We start from the raw sequence: 18,756 nt of genomic DNA on the forward strand, positions 1-18,756 counted from the left end.
GCCCGCCGACCAAATCCCATCTCCCCGCTACTCCGCGGCCATCGCCTGGTGCACCACCGGCACCGCCGGCGCGCCCTCCCAGCGGGAATTCGCCGGGATCGTCTCGCCCTTCATCACGATGGTGAGCGGGCGCAACTGGGCATAATCCCCGACCTTGGTGTCGTAGAGCACCGTCGCGAAGGCGCCGACGCTGACGCCGCGGCCGACCTCGACCCGGCCGACCTTCATCACCCGGTCCTCGTAGAGATGGGTCTGGAGCGCCGACATCCGGTTGACCGAGGCGAAGTCGCCGATCGAGACGCAGTCGAACTCGGTGATGTCGGTGGCGAGCATGCACACGCCCTCGCCGGTGCGGGTGCCGAACAGGCGCAGGACCCAGGGCAGGAACGGCGTGCCCATCAGGTGCTCGAGCAGCACCTTGCCGGCCAGCCCCCAGTACATCACCGCGACGGCTTCCGTCCGCATCGCCCACCACGACCACATCGGGTGCATGCCGGGCTCGTAGCGGCCCATCAACAGCCACTTCACGGCGATGACCACCAGCGTCTGCAGCACCGCGATCACTACGCTGGTGGCGACGAAGCTGACGGCGAGGCCGGCCCAATCGCTGGCCAGGATCGCCGGGTAGAACACGAAATCGATCGCCAGGATGGCGAAGGTGATGAACAGCATCGGCGAGAACGACGAGGTGAACGCCTCGAAGATGCCGCGCCGCAGCCGCGGCCAGAGTCCGGGCTCGAAGGTCTGGGCCTGGCCGAGATCGACCTTCTGGCGGACCGGCAGCTTGATCGGCGGCGAGCCGAACCAGGTCTCGCCCGGCGCCATGCGGTCGTTGGCCGGCGGCTTCGACTTGATGCCGATCAGCACGTCGTCCGGGATAATCGCGCCCGGCGGCACCACCGCGTCGTTGCCGACGAAGACCCGGGCGCCGGTGCGCACCGGCGCCAGCTCCATCACGCCGCGGCGCACCTCCTCCTCGCCGTAGACGACCTCGTCGGCGATGAAGTTGCGCGGGCCGACCTCGGCGAGGTCGTAGCGGCCAGCGAGGTTCGTCGAGATCTCGGCGCCCTGGCCCATCCCGGCGCCCATCAGCCGGTACCAGGCCCGCATGTAGACCGTGGCGAAGAGCGAGGAGAGGGTCTCGAGGGTCACCTCGGCGGCGAGCGCCACCGCCCATTTGCGCAGGTAGGTGCCGCTGTGGATCGAGTAGCTGCCCTCGCGCAGGCGCGGCAGCACCGCCCAGCGGATGCCGGCGATGAGCCCGACCGTGCCGGCGGTCATCAGCATCGCGGTCGGCCAGGTCAGGAGCGGCAGGTAGACGTGGTAATCGACGTCGGTCAGCGTCGCCAGCGTGTCGCTGATCTGGTCGAAGATGTAGAAGGCCGGGAAGATCGGCAGCAGGCCGACCGCGGGAATCGCGGCGAGGAGCAGCGCGTAGATCACGAAGAACACGGCGCGACGCCGGGGCGAGGCCTCCGGCACCGGATGCAGGTGCGAGACGTCGACCATCCCGACCTTGCGGCCGGGCGAGCCATCCCAGGCCTCGGCGCGGCCGACCAGGGTGCCGGACGGCACGGTGGTCAGGTCGGCGAGTTCGGCGTGGTCCTCGATCCGGGTGTCGTAGCCGACGACGCAGGAGGTGCCGATGGCGACGTCGTCGCCGATCGAGACCCGGCCGATGACCAGCTCGTTGCCGACCACCTCGGCATTGGCGAGCGTCAGCCGGCCGCCGAGGGACGCGCCGCGCCCGATGCTGACGAGGTCCGGCGCGCCGATCTCGATGTCGGAGATGAGCGCGTCCTCGCCGACCTTGGCGCCGAGCAGCCGCAGGTAGATACGGATCATCGGCGAGCCCTGGAGCCACTTGACGTGGACCAGCGGCGTCAGGCGCTGGGTCAGCCACCAGCGGAAATAGTAGGTGCCCCAGAGGGGATAGCGGCCCGGCCTGGTGCGTCCGAGCACCAGCCACTTCACCGCGATGGCGACGAGCGCCGTGACGGCGTTGAGCCCGATATAGACCAGCAGCAGCACCGCCATCTCGGCAAAGAAGCCGAGCCCGCCGCCGGTGATGAGCAGGTAGGTGACGAAGATGCCGAGCCACTGCGCGGTGGCGAGCGCGATCACGAAGGGCAGCACCGCCGCTTGCGCGAGGCCGCACAGGAAGCGCCGGAGCAGCGGCGGCGGCGCGAAGGACAGGTCGTGGGTGACGGCAGCCGCCCCCGCCCCGCCGGTGCGCGCGATCAGGGTCTCGGCCATCGCCCTCAAGGTGCGGCCGTTATAGACGTCCTGGAGCGTGATGGCGGCCAGAGCCGGCACCTCGCGCACCGCCGAGACGAAGCGGGCGGCCAGCAGCGAGTGGCCGCCGAGATCGCCGAAGAAGTCGGCCTCGAACGGAATCGGCTGGTTGCCGAACACCTTGTGGGCCGCCGCCAGCAGGGCGGCCTCGGTCTCGTCGCGGGGCTCCTCCTGCTCGCCCGAGGGCTCGACCACCGCGAGGGCTACGGCGCGCAGGGCCTTGCGGTCGACCTTGCCTGAGGCGGCGAGGACGGGGAGGCTCTCCACCACCTCGAAATGTGCCGGGATCATGTAGGGCGGCATCGTCTCGGCGAGCGCCGCGCGCAGCCGGCCGCGATCGAACTCGGCGCCGCGCGCGTCTTCTTTATGGGAAGCGCTGCCGCGCTCCGGCACCACGAAGGCGACGAGCCGGTCGACGCCGTCGTCCTGGCGCAGCACCACCGCGGCGGAGGCGATGCCGGCTTGCGACCGGATCCGGGCCTCGATCTCGCCGAGCTCGACCCGGAAGCCGCGGACCTTCACCTGGTCGTCGATGCGGCCGTGGAAGACGATGTGGCCGGCGTGATCGAGCGAGACCGCGTCGCCAGAGCGATAGAGCACCGGGTCCGATCCGTCGCCGCCATAAGGGTTGGCGATGAACTTTTCCGCCGTCAGCTCCGGCCGGGCGAGATAGCCCTTGGCAACGCCCGGGCCGCCGATCAGCAATTCGCCCTGCACGCCGGGCCCGACGAGGTTTAAGCCCTCGTCGGCGATGTAGGCGGTGTAGTTGGCGATCGGTCCGCCGATGGTGACGGGGTCGCCCGGCTTCATCTCGGCGGCGGTCGCCACGACCGTCGCCTCGGTCGGCCCGTAGGTGTTGAACAGCTTTCGCGACGGGGTCGCCCAGCGGGCGATCAGCGGCTCGGGCAGGGCCTCGCCGCCGAGCAGGATCAGCCGCAGGCGCGGCACGTCCTTGGTCATCAGCCCGAGGAGGGTGGGCACCGTGTCGAGGACGGTGATGCCGGCCTCGATCAGGATGTCGGGCAGGGCCTCGGCGTCGCCCATCTGGGCCGGGCTCGCCACGAACAGGGTCGCGCCCGCCAGGTACGGAACCCAGATCTCCTCCATCGAGAGATCGAAGGCGACCGAAGCGCCCTGGAACACCACGTCGTCGCCGGTCACGCCGTAGAGGTCGTTGGCCGAGCGCAGGAAGTGGCAGATGTTGCGGTGGCTGATGACGATGCCCTTCGGCACGCCGGTCGAGCCGGAGGTGTAGATCAGGTAGGCGGGGTGCTCGGGCGTCAGGCCGGCGGCGCGCAGATCCGGCGCCGGGCCGCTCGCTTGGGCCGCGATCTCGTCCGGGGTGAGGGCGGGGCAAGCCTCGGTCGGCGCCTTGTCCTTGAGCGCTGCCGAGGTCACCAGCGCCTTGGCGTCGGCATCCTTCAGGCAGACCGCGACGCGGTCGGAGGGAGCCTCGGCGTCGAAGGGCAGCCAGGCGGCGCCGGCCTTGGTGATGCCGATCTGCGTCACCAGGAGGTCGGGCGAGCGCGCCATCCACAGGCCGACCACGTCGCCGGGCCCGATGCCCCGCGCCGCGAGGCCCGACGCGATCGCGTCGGAGCGCCGGTCGACCTCGGCATAGGACAGGCGGGTCCGCGAAGCCGCGTCACCGCCGCTCGCCGCGTCGATCAGCGCCGTGTGCTCGGGCCGGGCGCGGGCGGTGTCGCGAAAAACCTCGGCCAGCACCTCGTCGCGGACCAGGTCCGGCCGGACGGGGCCGCGCAACACCGCCGCGCCTGCGGGCGGGACGGTCGGCGGGCGCGTCCCGGGGCTCGGCATGCGGACGGTCCCGGCGGTGTGGTTCATCAAGCGACTCCGCTGGCCCGGGCGGGCCGTTGACCTTGAGGCACCGGCCCAGAGGCGGGCTCTCGTGCAGCGTTCGTCCCGATCTTGGGCAGGCGGGAGGTGGACGAGAACCGGGGCCGGTTCAAGGCACGGTCGGGCACAAAACGCGGCGCCCTCCAGCTTGGGCCCGGGCGCCGTCCGGGCTTCGGGACGGGCCGCTCAGACCCAGCGCCGTGCGCCGCCCTCGAAGACCAGGATCCGGCCCTGGAGGATCTCGAGATGGGGCGCCTCCTCGCTGTTCGCCGCGCCCAGCGTCACCATGACGGCGCGGGCGACGCCGCCATGCGCCACGATGACGGCCGGCCGGTCGAGGGCGTCGAGGAGCGGGCGCACCCGCTCGGCCACCATGGCGTAGCTCTCCGCGCCCTCGCCCGGCGGGCAGAAGCCCCAGCGGTCGCGGTCCCGCGCCTGGGACCGGGCGGGATCGCTGCGCCGGACCTCCTTCCAGGTCAGGCCCTCCCAGGCGCCGAAGCCGATCTCGCGCAGGCGCGGGTCGATCGTGTAGCCCGCCGGATCGAGGCCGAGCGCCGCGCGCAGGCCTTCCATCGTGTGGCGGGTGCGCTCCATCGGGCTGGCGATGAAGGGCAGGGTGCCGACGTCGCCGCCGAGCAGGCGCGCCAGGCGCTCGCCGGCCTCCGCCGCCTGGGCGCGGCCCTTGGCGTTGAGGGGCGTGTCGCGCTGGCCCTGCAGGCGGCCTTCGGCGTTCCAGTCGGTCTCGCCGTGGCGCACGAAGTAGAGCGGGGCACGGCTCACCGGCCACACCTCGCGGAACGGCTTCGATTCTCGGAACGGCCCCGGTTGCCCGCCGTTATTTCTTCCACGATCCGTCGCACGCTGCTGTCCCCGCCGGAGCCCCCACCTCCCGATGTCGAAGAAGCCCCCGAAAGACAAGCCGGTTTCGCTCCCGGGCCATCCGCGCCCGTCCTCCGCCGCCTGGGCGAACGCCGCCGGATCGCTGGCGGCGGCGAACCCCGCCTTCCTCGCCGAGCACGGCGCGACCGTGCCGGTGCCGCCGCCGGGAGTGGTGCAGTGCCGGCCCGAGGCGCCGTGCCGGCTCGTCGAGATCGACCCGGACGCGCCGGGCTCCTCCGACGGCAAGGCGGCGGCCGAGGCCGAGCTCGCGGAGGTGCGCGCCCGCATCCAGGCCTTGCAGGAGCGGCTCTACGCCGAGCGCAAGCGCAGCCTGCTGGTGGTGCTCCAGGCCATCGACACCGGCGGCAAGGACGGCACGATCCGCCACGTCTTCGAGGGCGTGAACCCGCAAGGCTGCCGGGTCTCGTCGTTCAAGACGCCGAGCCCCGAGGAGCTCGACCACGACTTCCTGTGGCGCTACCACCGCGAAGCGCCGGCCCGCGGCATGATCGGGGTGTTCAACCGCAGCCATTACGAGGACGTGCTGATCGTCCGCGTCAAGCAGCTGGTGCCCGAGGCGGTCTGGCGCCCGCGCTACGACCTGATCAACGATTTCGAGCGCCTGCTCACCCTCTCGGGCACGACCGTGCTCAAGATCTTCCTGCACATCTCGAAGGCCGAGCAGAAGGAGCGGCTGGAGAGCCGGCTCGCCGACCCGACCAAGAACTGGAAGTTCGACCCCGCCGACCTCGTCGAGCGGCAGGCCTGGGATTCCTACCAGGCGGCGTTCCAGGACGCGCTGACCCTGTGCGGCACGCGGCTGGCGCCGTGGCACGTGGTGCCGGCGAACCGCAAGTGGTTCCGCAACCTCGCGGTGGCGCGGCTGATCGCCGACACGCTGGAGGCGATGGACCCGCGTTACCCGGAGCCGAAGGCGGATCTGACGGGGGTCACGGTGCCGGAGTGAGGCAGCAGCCGGCTCTGGATCTGCTCGACCGAAGTCAAACCCACCGGGTCATTCCGGGGCCGCGAAGCGGAGCCCGGAATCCAGAACCTCAGTTCGCTCAGAATAGGACAGGCAAGGTCCCGCTTCATCCTGAACCATCAGCGGTTCTGGGCGTGCCTGCGGCACCCCGGGCTCCGCTTCGCGGCCCCGGGATGACGCGGAGGGTGGGAGACGCGTGGTGGGATGACGGATCCTGCGGCCCTCAGGCCGCCTCGTCCCGCTTGCCCAGCCGCTTGTCGAGATAGGTGTCCACCGTCTGGGTCAGCTCGTCGACCTTGCCGTCGAAGAAGTGGTTGGCACCCTCGACGATCTGGTGCTCGATGATGACGCCCTTCTGGGTCTTCACCTTCTCGATCACCGGCATCACCTCGCGGGCCGGCGCGACCCGGTCCTCGGAGCCGTGCACGAACAGGCCCGAGGACGGGCAGGGGGCGAGGAAGCTGAAATCGAATCGGTTGGCCATCGCAGCGATGGAGATGAAGCCCTCGATCTCCGGGCGGCGCATCAGCAGCTGCATGCCGATCCAGGAGCCGAACGACACGCCGGCGATCCAGCAGGCCCGGGCCTCGGGATTTACTGCCTGCACCCAGTCGAGGGCGGCGGCGGCGTCCGACAGCTCGCCGACGCCGTGATCGAACGCGCCCTGGCTGCGCCCGACGCCGCGGAAGTTGAAGCGCAGGGCCGCGAAGCCGCGATTCGCGAACGTGTAGAACAGGTTGTAGACGATCTGGTTGTTCATCGTGCCGCCGAATTGCGGGTGCGGGTGCAGCACGATGGCAATCGGGGCGCCCTTCTGCTTCGGCGCCTGGTAGCGCCCCTCCAGCCGACCGGCGGGACCGGCGAAGATGACCTCGGGCATGAACGACCTCTTCTCGAGCTTCAAGGGTGCGTGAGCGCCGCGCTTAAACCGGACCGGGAGCCCGGGCCCGCAGCTTGACTCGGGGTCCGTCTCCCATAAAAGCACCCTTAGAACGGTTCTAAATGATTAGAACCGTTCTAAACAACCGGGTGCTGCAGTCCCACGCCGCGCGTGGTTGAGAACGCACCATCTGATTACGTGTGTCCGGGGCGGGCCTTAGCACGGCCCCCCGGGGGAAAGGCAAAGGAATTCAGCGCATGGAGCGCGCGCGGGCCTATCTCGACCATAACGCGACCTCGGCCGTACGGCCCGAGGTGGCGGAGGCGGTCGCGCGCGCGCTCGTCGAGCTGCCCGGCAATCCCTCCTCGGTCCATCGCGAGGGGCGGGCCGCCCGGTCCGCTGTCGAAGCGGCGCGGGCCCGGGTCGCGGCCCTCGTGGGCGCCGCGCCGTCGCAGGTCGTGTTCACCAGCGGCGGCACCGAGGCGGCGAACGCGGTCCTGTCGGGCGCCCTGCGGCGGCGCGGCCTGCCGGCGCCGACCCGGCTGCTCATCGGCGCGACCGAGCATCCGTGCTGCCTGCAGGGTCACCGCTTCGCCCCTGACGCCACGGAGATCCTGCCGGTCGATGCCGACGGCGTCGTGCACCTCGACGTGCTGGAATCGCGGCTGGCGGCTCTGGCGGCCGAGGACGTCACAGCCCTGGTGTCGGTCCAGGCCGCCAACAACGAGACCGGATCGGTCCAGCCCCTGGCGAGGATTGCGGCGCTCGCATGCCAGCACGGCGCCCTGCTCCACAGCGACGCGGTCCAGGCCGCTGGACGGATATCGGTTGCGCGCAATATATTCAGCGCCGACGCCTTGATCTTGTCGGGTCACAAGCTCGGCGCCCCGAAGGGCGTGGGCGCGATCGTGCTCGGGGAGGGGGCGACCCTGGACGCCGCCTTCCTGCGCGGCGGCGGGCAGGAGGCGCGCCTGCGGGCCGGGACCGAGAACGTGCCGGGCATCGTCGGGTTCGGCGTCGCGGCGGAACTGGCGCTCGCGGCCATGCTGGCCGAGGCCGTCCGCCTCGCCGGCTTGCGCGACGCGATCGAGGCGGGCGTGCGGGCCCGCGCGCCGGACGCGGTTTTGTTCGGGGAAGGCGCCGAGCGCCTGCCCAACACGTCGTGCTTCGCCGTGCCGGGGCTCAAGGCCGAGACGGCCCTGATCGCCCTGGACCTCGACGGCGTGGCGGTCTCGTCCGGGGCGGCCTGCGCCTCGGGCAAGGTGTCGCGCTCCGGCGTGCTCGCGGCGATGGGTGTGGATCCCACCCTGTCCGCGGGGGCGCTGCGCGTGAGTTTGGGGTGGAACAGCCGGGACAAGGACGGGGAAAGCTTCCTCGCGGCCTTCGATCGGCTGGTTTCATCCCTATATAAGCGCCGGGAACGGGCCGCGTGAGCGCGCAGCCCCTTCCGGCCGTGTCATCACCTCGCGGCCCTTGAAGCCGTCAGCGGTAGGAGACGGGTATGCCTGCAGTGCAGGAGACGGTCGATCGCGTCCGTGCCATCGACGTCGATCAGTACAAGTACGGGTTCGAGACCACGATCGAGATGGAGAAGTCCGAGAAGGGCCTCTCCGAGGACGTGATCCGCTTCATCTCGGCCAAGAAGGACGAGCCGGAGTGGATGCTCGAATGGCGCCTCGACGCCTATCGCCGCTGGCTCACCATGCAGGAGCCGAACTGGGCGCGGGTCGAGTACGACAAGATCAACTATGACGAGCTGTACTATTACGCCGCGCCGAAGCGCAAGGCGGCGCAGTCGCTCGACGAGATCGACCCTGAGATCCTGAAGACCTACGAGAAGCTCGGCATCCCCTTACGCGAGGTCGAGGTGCTGGAGGGCATCGCCCCCGAGCGCCGCGTCGCGGTCGATGCAGTGTTCGATTCGGTCTCGGTCGCCACCACCTTCAAGGCCGAGCTCGCCAAGGCCGGCGTGATCTTCATGCCGATCTCGGAGGCCCTGCGCGAGCACCCCGAACTGGTGCGGAAGTACCTCGGCTCGGTCGTGCCCGTGACCGACAACTACTTCGCGACGCTGAACTCGGCGGTGTTCTCGGACGGCTCGTTCGTCTACATCCCGCCGGGCGTGCGCTGCCCGATGGAGCTGTCGACCTATTTCCGCATCAACGAGCGTGACACCGGCCAGTTCGAGCGCACGCTGATCATCGCCGACAAGGGCTCATACGTCTCGTATCTCGAGGGCTGCACCGCCCCGCGGCGCGACGACAACCAGCTCCACGCCGCGGTGGTCGAGCTCGTCGCTCTCGACGACGCCGAGATCAAGTACTCGACGGTGCAGAACTGGTACCCGGGCGACGCGGAAGGCCGCGGCGGCATCTACAACTTCGTGACCAAGCGCGGCGATTGCCGCGGCGCGAACTCGAAGATCTCGTGGACGCAGGTCGAGACCGGCTCGGCGATCACCTGGAAGTACCCGTCCTGCATCCTGCGCGGCGACAACTCGCGGGGTGAGTTCTATTCGATCGCGGTGTCGAACGGCATGCAGCAGGTCGATTCCGGCACCAAGATGATCCATCTCGGCAAGAACACGACGAGCCGGATCATCTCGAAGGGCATCTCGGCAGGCCGGTCGCAGAACACCTACCGGGGTCTGGTTTCGGCCCACAAGAAGGCCAAGGGCGCGCGCAACTTCACCAACTGCGACTCGCTGCTGATCGGCGACCAGTGCGGGGCGCACACCGTTCCCTACATCGAGTCGAAGAACGCCTCCGCGGTGTTCGAGCACGAGGCCACGACTTCGAAAATCTCCGAGGACCAGAAGTTCTACTGCCAGCAGCGCGGCCTCTCGGAGGAGGAGGCGACCGCGCTGATCGTCAACGGCTTCGTCCGCGACGTGCTGCAGCAGCTGCCGATGGAGTTCGCCGTCGAGGCCCAGAAGCTGATCTCGATCAGCCTGGAAGGCTCGGTGGGCTGACGCCTCTGAACGACATTGTCGACGACGGCATGCTGAGCGCAGCGCACCGGCACAGCGCCCGGCATGCCGACGAGGTCAAAAGCAGCGTGCGGTGCGGATGCTTCTACTGCCTTGAAGTCTTCGCACCGAACGAGATCACGAATTGGATCGCCGGCGAAGATACGGCCCTCTGTCCCCGTTGCGGCATTGATGCGGTCATCGGCGACCTGTCGGGCTTTCCGGCCGGAAATCTGAGCTTCCTGCGGGCGATGCACCGGCACTGGTTTTAAGGGAATTTGACGAAAATGCTCGAGATCAAGAACCTGGTCGTCAACATCGAGGACAAGCGCATCCTCAACGGCCTCAGCCTGACCGTCAACGACGGCGAGGTCGCCGCCATCATGGGCCCGAACGGCTCCGGCAAGTCGACCCTGTCCTACGTCATCGCCGGCAAGGAGGACTACGAGGTCCTCGACGGCGAGATCCTGCTCGACGGCGAGAACATCCTGGAGATGGAGGCGGATGCCCGCGCCGCCGCCGGCATCTTCCTGGCCTTCCAGTACCCGCTGGAGATCCCGGGCGTCGGCACCATGACCTTCCTCAAGGCGGCGATGAACGCCCAGCGCAAGACCCGCGGCGAGGAGGAGCTGACCACCCCCGACTTCATGCGCCAGGTCTTCGCGGCCGCCGACAAGCTCGAGATCAACCGCGAGATGCTCAAGCGCGCCCTCAATGTCGGGTTCTCCGGCGGTGAGAAGAAGCGCATGGAGATCCTGCAGATGGCGCTGCTGTCGCCGCGCTTCTGCGTCCTCGACGAGACCGATTCCGGCCTCGACATCGATGCCCTGCGCATCGTCTCGGAGGGCGTGAACGCGCTCCGCGCCCAGAACCGCAGCTTCCTGGTCATCACCCACTACCAGCGCCTGCTCAACCACATCGTGCCCGACACCGTGCACGTGATGGCGCAGGGCCGGGTGGTGAAGTCCGGCGGCAAGGAGCTCGCCCTCGAGCTCGAAGCCTCGGGCTACGCCGAGTACCGGGCGAGCGAGGCCGCGTGACCATGGCCGACGTCACCACGCTCCGCACCGCCGCCGAGACCGGGCTCTCGAAGCTGTTCGAGGTCCAGCGGCTCAAGCTTCCGGGCGCCGCGATCGCCCGCGAGGAAGCCTTCCGCTACTTCGAGGCGGCGGGCCTGCCGCATCGCCGCGTCGAGGCGTTCAAGTACACCGACCTGCGCGCCGCCGTCCGCGAGGCCGCACCGCCGGCCGATGCCCCCGACGCGGAGACCGCCCGCAACGCGGTCAAGACCGCCCGGGGCTTCGCCGGGATCGAGGCGGCGCGCCTGACCTTCGTCAACGGCCATCTGGTCGCGGCGCTCTCCGACCTCGCCGGCCTGCCGGAGGGCCTGGAGGTCGTTCCCTTCGCGAAGGCGATGGCCGAGGGGCACCCGCTCCTCGACCACCTCGCCCCGGTCGAGCAGACCCGCGAGAACCCGATCTACCAGCTCAACGCCGCCTTCATGGCGGACGGGGCGGTGATCCGGGTCGCGGACGGCGCCAAGATCGAGCGGACCCTTCACCTGCGCTTCGTCGGCACCGGCTCCGCGCCGTTCTCGACCGCGACCCGCGTGCTGGTTGTCGCCGGGGCCGATTCCGAGGTGACGCTGCTCGAGAGCCACGAGGGCCCGGACGGGATCGCCTACCAGCCCAACGACGTCCTCGACGTCGTGGTCGGCGACCGCGCCCGCGTGCTGCACAGCCGCCTCAACATCGAGGGCGATGCGGCGATCGCGCTCTCGACCGTCTCGGCCCGCCTCGGCGCCGGCTCTCACATCGAGACCGTCAACGTGGTGACGGGGGCGGTGCTGTCGCGCCACCAGCTCTACCTGCACTTCGCGGGCGACGACGCGACCGCCACCGTCAACGGCGCCGCGATGATCCGCGACGGCCAGCTCGCCGACTCGACCCTGCTCGCCGACCATGCCGCCCTCGGCGGCATCAGCCGCGAGCAGTTCAAGACGGTGATCGACGGCGACGCCACCGGCGTGTTCCAGGGCAAGATCATCGTCCGCCAAGTCGCCCAGAAGACCGACGGCAAGATGAAGTCCGACTGCCTCCTCCTCACCGACGAGGGGCAGATGATGAACAAGCCGGAGCTGGAGATCTTCGCCGACGACGTGGCCTGCGGCCACGGCGCCACCTGCGGCGCGCCGGACGACGACCTGCTGTTCTACCTGATGGCCCGCGGCCTGCCGCGCGCCCAGGCCGAGAGCCTGCTGGTCCAGGCCTTCCTCGGCGAGGCGATCGAGGCGGTCACCCACGAGGGCGCCCGCGCGGCGATGATCGCCGAGATCGAGGCTTGGCTCGCCCGTCGCGGCTGACCTCACCCCACACGACAGGGGCCGGCCTACGGGCCGGCCTCTTCTCTCACGCCCTGCACGAGAGCCCGCCAGAGAGCCCGTCATGAACGCACCCGTCCTCCAGGCCCCCTACGACGTCGAGGCGATCCGGGCGCAATTCCCGATCCTGTCACAGCAGGTCTATGGCAAGCCGCTGGTCTATCTCGACAACGCCGCCTCGGCGCAGAAGCCGAAGGCCGTGATCGACGCCATGTCGGGGGCGATGGAGACGGCCTATGCCAACGTGCATCGCGGCCTGCATTTCATGGCGAACGCCGCGACGGAAGGCTTCGAGGGCGCCCGCGAGACGACGCGGCAATTCCTCAATGCCCGCTCCACCGACGAGATCATCTTCACCCGCAACGCCACCGAGGCCTACAACCTCGTGGCGACCTGCATGGGCTGGGCCGGGCTGATCGGCGAGGGTGACGAGATCATCCTGTCGATCATGGAGCACCATTCCAACATCGTGCCCTGGCACTTCCTGCGCGAGCGTCGCGGCGCCGTGCTGAAATTCGCCCCCGTCGACGACGAGGGCAATTTCCTGGTCGAGGAATACGAAAAACTCTTCACGCCGAAGACCAAGATGGTGGCGATCAGCCACATGTCGAACGTCCTCGGGACGGTGACGCCGGCGGCGGAGATCGTCCGCATCGCCCACGAGCGCGGCGTGCCGGTGCTGCTCGACGGCGCCCAGAGCGCCGTGCACCAGGCGGTCGACGTCCAGGCCCTCGATTGCGACTTCTTCGTCTTCACCGGCCACAAGGTCTACGGCCCGACCGGCATCGGCGTGCTCTACGGCAAGAAGGAGTGGCTGGAGCGCCTGCCCCCCTACCAGGGCGGCGGCGAGATGATCGAGATCGTCGAGGAGGAGCGCATCACCTACAACGCGCCCCCGCATCGCTTCGAGGCCGGCACCCCGGCGATCATCGAGGCGATCGGGCTCGGCGCCGCGCTCGAATTCATGATGAGCCTCGGGCGCGAGCGCATCGCCGCCCATGAGGCGCACCTCCTCGCCTACGCGCAGGAGCGCCTGCGCGGCATGAATAGCCTCCGGATCATCGGCACGGCGAGGGACAAGGGTGCGGTGATCTCCTTCGAGATGAAGGGTGCGCACGCCCACGACGTCGCGACGGTGATCGACCGCCAGGGCGTCGCGGTGCGGGCCGGCACCCACTGCGCCATGCCGCTCTTGAAGCGGTTCGGCACCACCTCGACCTGTCGCGCCTCGTTCGGCCTGTATAATACGACGGCGGAGATCGACGCTCTCGTTTCGGCCCTGACCCGGGCCGAACGGATGTTCGCGTGAGGACACCATGACCGATACCCCTGCCGCGGGCGGCGCGAATACCCCGCAGCTGAACGCCCAAGTGAATGCCTCCGCGATCCCGCCGGAGGAGATGGACCGGCTGACCGACGGCATCGTGGCGGCGCTCAAGTCCGTCTACGATCCGGAGATCCCGGCCGACATCTACGAGCTCGGCCTGATCTACCGGGTCGACATCGCCGACGACCGCACCATCGCGATCGACATGACCCTGACGGCGCCGGGCTGCCCGGTGGCCGGCGAGATGCCGGGCTGGGTCGAGAACGCCGTCTCGGCGGTGCCGGGCGTCGCCGGCTGCAGCGTCACGATGGTGTTCGATCCGCCGTGGGACCAGAGCCGGATGTCGGACGAGGCCCGCATCGCGCTCGACATGTGGTGAGGCGGGTCAGCGCATCGCGTCGGTGACTGGCTCCGGGAATGTCAGATCGTAGTAGACATCGGCGAGCGCTAGCCGCGCGCCGATTTCTGGCAGGTCGATGACGGCGTCCAGTCCTTCGATACGCTCCGGTCGCCACTCGACGCCGTCGCGGCGATAGAGGAGGGCGACCGGCGCAACGGTTTCTATGAGCAGGATGCAGCGCAATGTCGGGTGGCGCTTGTACTCCTCGAGCTTCAGCGTCTGATCAACGCCGAACGTCGATGGAGAAGCGACCTCAACGACGAGGTGCGGTTCGCGCGCCTCATAGGTGTTGTAGACCATCTCGCCGCACTCGATTGTCACATCGGGCCGTCGGATGGTTGTGATGCTGGTTCGCAGCGAGACGTCGTCGGTGGTCGGCCGGCAGCGTGAGCCGCGAAGCTGATTGCCCAAGGTGATGATGTTCACCGTCACCCGGTCGTGCTGGACGCTGGCCCTGGTCATCATCCGGTGCTTGGGCACCGGAACGCCGTCGACGAGTTCGAACGGCTCGTCCTGATGCTCCTGCCAGGCAAAAAACTCCTCCGGCGTCATCCGCCGGCGCGCCGCATCCGCCATCGCCGCCTCCGTCCCATCCTAGCACGTCCCGCGGTGGACCGCGGGCGACGGGATGCTTATCTTGCGGCTGTAACGTCACGCCTCAACCGCCCGGGCCTTGAACCCGGCCGTCGGAGAGAGTTTTGAACATGGCACCGAGCTTCAAGGTGATGTCGCTGACCGAGGCCGCCGCCGAGCGGATCAAGCGCATCATGGCCGACGCCGAGCGCCCCATCGCGGGCCTGCGCGTCGGGGTCAAGAACGGCGGCTGCGCCGGCATGAGCTACACGATGGAATACGCCGAGGAGCGCAAGACCGGCGAGGACATGATCGAGGACAAGGGCGTGCGCGTCTTCATCGACCCGAAGGCGGTGCTGTTCCTGCTCGGGACCGAGATGGACTTCCAGACCACGAAGCTGGCGTCGCAGTTCGTGTTCAACAATCCCAACCAGACCTCCGCCTGCGGCTGCGGCGAATCGGTCGCGATCACCCCTGCCGACCCGAACGCGCTGACCGCCGCCCACGCCTGAGGCGATACCGTTCCGGCGGCGCTCCCGGCGCCGCCGCAGGGGAAATCACGCGACGTCGTTCATGATCTCGACCGGGACGCCGTCGTCGATCACCTGGTTGCGGCCCGCCCGCTTGGCGGTGAACATGCAGTGGTCGGCGCGCTCGAGCAGCGACACCGCGGTATCGCCGCGCCGGTAGGCCGCGAGGCCGACCGAGATGGTGATCCGCCCCAGGCTCTCCCCGGTGGAGCGCTTGACCAGCTCGCGGCCCATCACGCTGGTGCGGACCTTCTCGGCGATTTCCCGTGCCTCGTCCCGGGTGCTGCCCGGCAGGATGATGCCGAATTCCTCGCCGCCGAACCGCGCGATGGTGGTGCGGGGCTCGACGGATTCGCGCATGGTCATCGCCACCAGACGCAGCACCTGATCGCCGGTGAGGTGGCCGTAAAGGTCGTTGAAGCGCTTGAAGTGGTCGATGTCGAGCACGACGAGGCAGAGCGGCTGGCCCTGCACCGCGGCATGGTCGACCGCCTTGTGCAGCATCTCTTCGAAATGCTTGCGGTTGCCGATGCCGGTGAGAGGATCGGTCAGCGACTCGACGCGGACCGCTTCCAGGGTCTCGCGCAATGTCTCGATCTCATTGCGGCTCTCGCGCATCCGCGCCTCGAGGGTGCGGTTGTTGGCAGCCACGTCCCGGGTGGTGACGACGAGCGAGGAGACGATCTCCCGCACCCGGGCGCGGTTCACCGCCGGCGCGGCGAGATCCTGGGTGAAGGCCTGCAGCGAGGCGCCGTAACGCGCCGTCGAGCCGAGCGCCGTGTCCAGCATCTCCATGATCTGCTCGATCTCGGCGAGCACACCGGCGCTCGCCCGCTCGGTCTCGGTCGCGAGCCGACGGCCCTCGAGATAGGTCTCGAAGAGCTGGTCGACCTGGGCATCGGCCAGGGTGCCATGCTCGGCGGTGATTCGCTTCACGGCCTCGATGAGCTGGGCGTTCAGGCCCGCGACATAGGTGTACCAGACGGCGTAGCTGCGCGGCGTGGCTGACGAGCGGTACGCCTTCATCAGCTCCATGGCACGCTGACCGAACAAGAAGCTCCGATCAAGCTCGGCGCTGCTCAGGTCAGGCATCGAACATCTCCGCGCTGGGCGCCGGCTTCGTGCCGCTGCCTTCCTCAGACCTGTAGAGGGGGTCCGTGGAGAAGCAGTTAAAGCGCGGAGGAATTTATGGCCTGACCGGCGGCCAAATCGGGGTCTATTCGCCCTCTGTCCGCTTCTTCAGTACAACCGGCCGTAGCAGGAAGGCTGGGACGTGAGCGCCCAGGCCGATCTCGGTCTCCGGCATCGCGTCGTCGTCCCGGTGACGGCCGCGGTCGTTGCGTCGCCCGGCGGAGCGCTCGTCCGGCACGCGCCGCTCGGCGCTCGGCCGCGGCGCCTCGCCGTTGCGACGCGCGGGCGGCGGGGAGGGGGCCGCCTCCTGCTGGCGATCCTCTTGCTTGCGATCCTCTTGGGGGGACTCCGACCGGTTGCTCCGGGCGCGCCGCCGGCGGGTCTCGTCACGGCGGCCCTCGTCGCGTCGCGGCTCGTCGCGGCGGCCCGCGGGCCGGCCCTCGTCCCGGCGGCCGCGGCCGCCCCGGCCGCGGCGCTCGCCCGGCTCGGCGGCCTCGTCCTCGGGCAGGCTGGCGAGGTCGCCCTCCGCCCAGGCAATCGGCTGGCCGATCAGGGTCTCGATCGCCGCGAGCGACTTCTCGTCGCCGCGGCCGACCAGGGTGAAAGCGGCGCCGGAGCGGCCGGCCCGGCCGGTGCGGCCGATCCGGTGGACGTAGTCCTCGGCGTGATGCGGCACGTCGAAGTTGAAGACGTGGCTCACCGCCGGGATGTCGAGGCCGCGGGCCGCCACATCGCTGGCGACGAGCAGCGGCACCTCGCCGGAGCGGAACGCATCGAGCGCCGCCATGCGGGCGCGCTGGTCCATGTCGCCGTGCAGGGCCGCGACGTTGAAGCCGTGGTTCGACAGCGACTTCTGCAGCTGCGCGACGTCGCGCTTGCGGTTGCAGAAGATGATGCCGTTGTTGAGCTCCTCCGCCGCGCGGATCAGCTTGCGCAGCGTCTTGCGCTTCTGATGCCCCTCAGGCCCCGTCGCGACCACCCGCTGCGTGATGGTGGCGGCGGTGGAGGCGGGGCGCGCGACCTCGATGCGCACGGGATTGTGCAGGAAGTCGTCGGCCAGCCGCTGGATCTCCGGCGGCATCGTCGCGGAGAAGAACAGGGTCTGGCGCGTGAACGGCACCATCTTCACGATCCGCTCGATGTCGGGGATGAACCCCATGTCGAGCATCCGGTCGGCCTCGTCGATGACGAGGAGCTCGACGCCGGTGAGCAGCAGCTTGCCGCGCTCGAAATGGTCGAGCAGCCGCCCGGGGGTCGCGATCAGCACGTCGACGCCGCGGGTGATCTTGAGGTCCTGGTCGGCGAACGACACGCCGCCGATCAGGAGCGCGACGTTGAGCTTGTGGTTCGAGCCGTAGCGCTCGAAATTCTCCACGACCTGCGCGGCGAGCTCGCGCGTCGGTTCGAGGATCAGCGTGCGCGGCATCCGGGCGCGGGCCCGGCCCTGCTCCAGCAGGGTCAGCATCGGCAGCGTGAACGCCGCCGTCTTGCCGGTGCCGGTCTGGGCGACGCCCAGGACGTCGCGCCGCGCGAGGACATGCGGAATGGCTTGGGCTTGGATCGGGGTCGGCGTGGTGTAGCCCGCGGCCTCGACGGCCTGCTGCACCTTCTCGCTTAAACCCAGTTCGGCGAATGACATCCTGAAGAGAACCGTTGCGCGCGGGCGGGTCGGGCCGGCACGTAAGACACCGTCGCGGCAACGGCCGGCAGGCAAGGTCGTTTCGCAGCCTCGTCGCGCCGGCGGGGCCGGGGCGGGACGTTCACGCCATTGCTCCGTCGCGTCGGGCACGCGACCGCCCGCAGGACACGCCCGATGCGGGCCCATTTGTCAAGTGCTGACCGGGATTTATTCGGTGAACGGGGCCGCCGGGCCCGCCGCCCGCGCCGTCCTGCGTCGAGCCGCGAGTCAGGGCCGCGCAGGCGCGCTGCAGGGGTCGAGCCGCGTGCGTGCGGCGGGCCCGGCGATCGACCCGGTGGTCTCCGGCTCGACGAGGCCGCGCAGGGACGCGACCGTCTCCCGGCGAGGGTCGGCGACGTTGCGCGAGGCGAGATAGTGAGTCGCCGCGAGCGAGCCTGCGACCGCGAACAGGGCGATCCTCCAGGTGCGGCGGAGCAGGGAAGGTGTTGCGGCCTCGCGCCGGACGGCGTCCATCTCGTTTCCTCAGCGGTCATCCTGTGGATTGACCCTGGGGGATCATGGTTAATCCTAAGTGACCGCAGTCGCTCGATTTTTTCGATCGGCGGTCGCCGCCGATTCACGTTTCGTTGACGGGTGGAGGGGTAAACCCTGACCTCGTTGCAGGAATGCGACAGACCGGGTGACCGACCGGGGATAGAAGCGCGCCGGCTCTCGCCAACCAGGACCAGTAAGACAATGAAGAAGATCCTCCTCGCCTCCGTGGCCCTCGTCGGCCTGTCCGCCGCTGCTTCGGCCGCCGACCTGCCGCGCCGCGCCGCCCCGCCGCCGGTCTTCACGCCGGTGCCGGTCTTCACCTGGACGGGCTTCTACGCCGGTTTCAACGCCGGCTACGGCTTCAACACCGCTGACACC

Annotated in this window: 16 protein-coding genes and 1 pseudogene; 10 read left to right on the forward strand and 7 right to left on the reverse strand. The window is 69.5% G+C overall.

All coding sequences use genetic code 11. The features are described from left to right. Positions 1-27: 27 nt before the first annotated feature. Positions 28-4,113 carry a Pls/PosA family non-ribosomal peptide synthetase gene (locus ABZT49_RS33775; RefSeq protein ID WP_355292947.1) on the reverse strand — a complete coding sequence of 1,362 codons (4,086 nt, stop codon included), beginning with the start codon at positions 4,111-4,113 and terminating at the stop codon, positions 28-30. A 225-nt stretch (positions 4,114-4,338) separates the two neighbouring features. Further along, complete coding sequence (locus ABZT49_RS33780; RefSeq protein WP_355292923.1) at positions 4,339-4,932, reverse strand: histidine phosphatase family protein; 594 nt, start codon at positions 4,930-4,932, stop codon at positions 4,339-4,341. 112 nt (positions 4,933-5,044) lie between these two features. Here ABZT49_RS33780 and ABZT49_RS33785 point away from each other — a divergent pair, with 112 nt between their 5' ends. Beyond that, the gene (locus tag ABZT49_RS33785; RefSeq protein WP_355292925.1) at positions 5,045-5,998 is read left to right on the forward strand and encodes a polyphosphate kinase 2 family protein; all 954 of its coding nucleotides are present in this window, start codon (positions 5,045-5,047) and stop codon (positions 5,996-5,998) included. 241 nt (positions 5,999-6,239) lie between these two features. Here the strand turns inward: ABZT49_RS33785 and ABZT49_RS33790 are convergent, their stop codons facing one another. After that, a complete protein-coding gene (locus ABZT49_RS33790) occupies positions 6,240-6,896 on the reverse strand; it encodes an alpha/beta hydrolase (protein WP_099954942.1) in 657 nt (218 codons plus the stop codon). Between the two features lie 257 nt (positions 6,897-7,153). Between ABZT49_RS33790 and ABZT49_RS33795 the strand changes: the two genes are divergently transcribed. From ABZT49_RS33795 to ABZT49_RS33825, 7 genes are all read left to right on the forward strand, one after another. Continuing rightward, positions 7,154-8,329 (forward strand): cysteine desulfurase family protein, encoded by a 1,176-nt coding sequence (locus ABZT49_RS33795; protein WP_355292927.1) that lies wholly within the window; start codon positions 7,154-7,156, stop codon positions 8,327-8,329. A 68-nt stretch (positions 8,330-8,397) separates the two neighbouring features. Then, positions 8,398-9,867, forward strand: coding sequence for a Fe-S cluster assembly protein SufB (gene sufB / locus ABZT49_RS33800; RefSeq protein WP_355292929.1), 1,470 nt, complete (start codon positions 8,398-8,400; stop codon positions 9,865-9,867). A gap of 29 nt (positions 9,868-9,896) precedes the next feature. Beyond that, complete coding sequence (locus tag ABZT49_RS33805) at positions 9,897-10,136, forward strand: cytoplasmic protein (protein WP_355292930.1); 240 nt, start codon at positions 9,897-9,899, stop codon at positions 10,134-10,136. 15 nt (positions 10,137-10,151) lie between these two features. Then, entirely contained in the window at positions 10,152-10,904 is a 753-nt protein-coding gene (gene sufC / locus ABZT49_RS33810) for a Fe-S cluster assembly ATPase SufC (protein WP_355292932.1), read from the forward strand. A gap of 2 nt (positions 10,905-10,906) precedes the next feature. Continuing rightward, complete coding sequence (locus ABZT49_RS33815) at positions 10,907-12,226, forward strand: SufD family Fe-S cluster assembly protein (RefSeq protein ID WP_355292949.1); 1,320 nt, start codon at positions 10,907-10,909, stop codon at positions 12,224-12,226. Between the two features lie 82 nt (positions 12,227-12,308). Beyond that, the gene (locus ABZT49_RS33820; RefSeq protein WP_355292934.1) at positions 12,309-13,553 is read left to right on the forward strand and encodes a cysteine desulfurase; all 1,245 of its coding nucleotides are present in this window, start codon (positions 12,309-12,311) and stop codon (positions 13,551-13,553) included. Between the two features lie 7 nt (positions 13,554-13,560). Then, on the forward strand, positions 13,561-13,950 hold the full coding sequence (locus ABZT49_RS33825; protein WP_407943633.1) for an SUF system Fe-S cluster assembly protein: 390 nt from the start codon (positions 13,561-13,563) through the stop codon (positions 13,948-13,950). A gap of 6 nt (positions 13,951-13,956) precedes the next feature. On the opposite strand, the gene ABZT49_RS33830 is transcribed toward ABZT49_RS33825, so the two are convergent. After that, a complete protein-coding gene (locus ABZT49_RS33830) occupies positions 13,957-14,547 on the reverse strand; it encodes a Uma2 family endonuclease (RefSeq protein WP_355292936.1) in 591 nt (196 codons plus the stop codon). Between the two features lie 128 nt (positions 14,548-14,675). Here ABZT49_RS33830 and sufA point away from each other — a divergent pair, with 128 nt between their 5' ends. Beyond that, positions 14,676-15,056, forward strand: coding sequence for a Fe-S cluster assembly scaffold SufA (sufA, locus tag ABZT49_RS33835; RefSeq protein WP_355292938.1), 381 nt, complete (start codon positions 14,676-14,678; stop codon positions 15,054-15,056). Between the two features lie 45 nt (positions 15,057-15,101). On the opposite strand, the gene ABZT49_RS33840 is transcribed toward sufA, so the two are convergent. The 3 genes from ABZT49_RS33840 to ABZT49_RS33850 form a co-directional block, all read right to left on the reverse strand. Then, complete coding sequence (locus ABZT49_RS33840; RefSeq protein ID WP_355292940.1) at positions 15,102-16,166, reverse strand: GGDEF domain-containing protein; 1,065 nt, start codon at positions 16,164-16,166, stop codon at positions 15,102-15,104. A 124-nt stretch (positions 16,167-16,290) separates the two neighbouring features. Then, positions 16,291-17,844, reverse strand: coding sequence for a DEAD/DEAH box helicase (locus tag ABZT49_RS33845; RefSeq protein ID WP_355292941.1), 1,554 nt, complete (start codon positions 17,842-17,844; stop codon positions 16,291-16,293). 267 nt (positions 17,845-18,111) lie between these two features. Further along, complete coding sequence (locus tag ABZT49_RS33850) at positions 18,112-18,357, reverse strand: hypothetical protein (protein ID WP_355292943.1); 246 nt, start codon at positions 18,355-18,357, stop codon at positions 18,112-18,114. A gap of 222 nt (positions 18,358-18,579) precedes the next feature. On the opposite strand from ABZT49_RS33850, the pseudogene ABZT49_RS34340 reads away from it, so the two are divergent. Next, positions 18,580-18,756: pseudogene (locus ABZT49_RS34340) on the forward strand (porin family protein); the annotation flags it as partial.

It is taken from the genome of Methylobacterium sp. EM32 (assembly GCF_040593685.1).
GTDB lineage: Bacteria > Pseudomonadota > Alphaproteobacteria > Rhizobiales > Beijerinckiaceae > Methylobacterium.

Excerpts from the sequence above, each read along its gene's own strand:
- ABZT49_RS33775 (WP_355292947.1), bottom strand. The coding sequence starts at position 4,113 with ATGCCGAGCCCCGGGACGCGCCCGCCGACCGTCCCGCCCGCAGGCGCG.
- ABZT49_RS33785 (WP_355292925.1), top strand. The coding sequence starts at position 5,045 with ATGTCGAAGAAGCCCCCGAAAGACAAGCCGGTTTCGCTCCCGGGCCAT.
- ABZT49_RS33790 (WP_099954942.1), bottom strand. The coding sequence starts at position 6,896 with ATGCCCGAGGTCATCTTCGCCGGTCCCGCCGGTCGGCTGGAGGGGCGC.
- ABZT49_RS33795 (WP_355292927.1), top strand. The coding sequence starts at position 7,154 with ATGGAGCGCGCGCGGGCCTATCTCGACCATAACGCGACCTCGGCCGTA.
- sufB (WP_355292929.1), top strand. The coding sequence starts at position 8,398 with ATGCCTGCAGTGCAGGAGACGGTCGATCGCGTCCGTGCCATCGACGTC.
- ABZT49_RS33805 (WP_355292930.1), top strand. The coding sequence starts at position 9,897 with ATGCTGAGCGCAGCGCACCGGCACAGCGCCCGGCATGCCGACGAGGTC.
- sufC (WP_355292932.1), top strand. The coding sequence starts at position 10,152 with ATGCTCGAGATCAAGAACCTGGTCGTCAACATCGAGGACAAGCGCATC.
- ABZT49_RS33815 (WP_355292949.1), top strand. The coding sequence starts at position 10,907 with ATGGCCGACGTCACCACGCTCCGCACCGCCGCCGAGACCGGGCTCTCG.
- ABZT49_RS33820 (WP_355292934.1), top strand. The coding sequence starts at position 12,309 with ATGAACGCACCCGTCCTCCAGGCCCCCTACGACGTCGAGGCGATCCGG.
- ABZT49_RS33825 (WP_407943633.1), top strand. The coding sequence starts at position 13,561 with ATGACCGATACCCCTGCCGCGGGCGGCGCGAATACCCCGCAGCTGAAC.
- ABZT49_RS33830 (WP_355292936.1), bottom strand. The coding sequence starts at position 14,547 with ATGGCGGATGCGGCGCGCCGGCGGATGACGCCGGAGGAGTTTTTTGCC.
- sufA (WP_355292938.1), top strand. The coding sequence starts at position 14,676 with ATGGCACCGAGCTTCAAGGTGATGTCGCTGACCGAGGCCGCCGCCGAG.
- ABZT49_RS33840 (WP_355292940.1), bottom strand. The coding sequence starts at position 16,166 with ATGCCTGACCTGAGCAGCGCCGAGCTTGATCGGAGCTTCTTGTTCGGT.
- ABZT49_RS33845 (WP_355292941.1), bottom strand. The coding sequence starts at position 17,844 with ATGTCATTCGCCGAACTGGGTTTAAGCGAGAAGGTGCAGCAGGCCGTC.
- ABZT49_RS33850 (WP_355292943.1), bottom strand. The coding sequence starts at position 18,357 with ATGGACGCCGTCCGGCGCGAGGCCGCAACACCTTCCCTGCTCCGCCGC.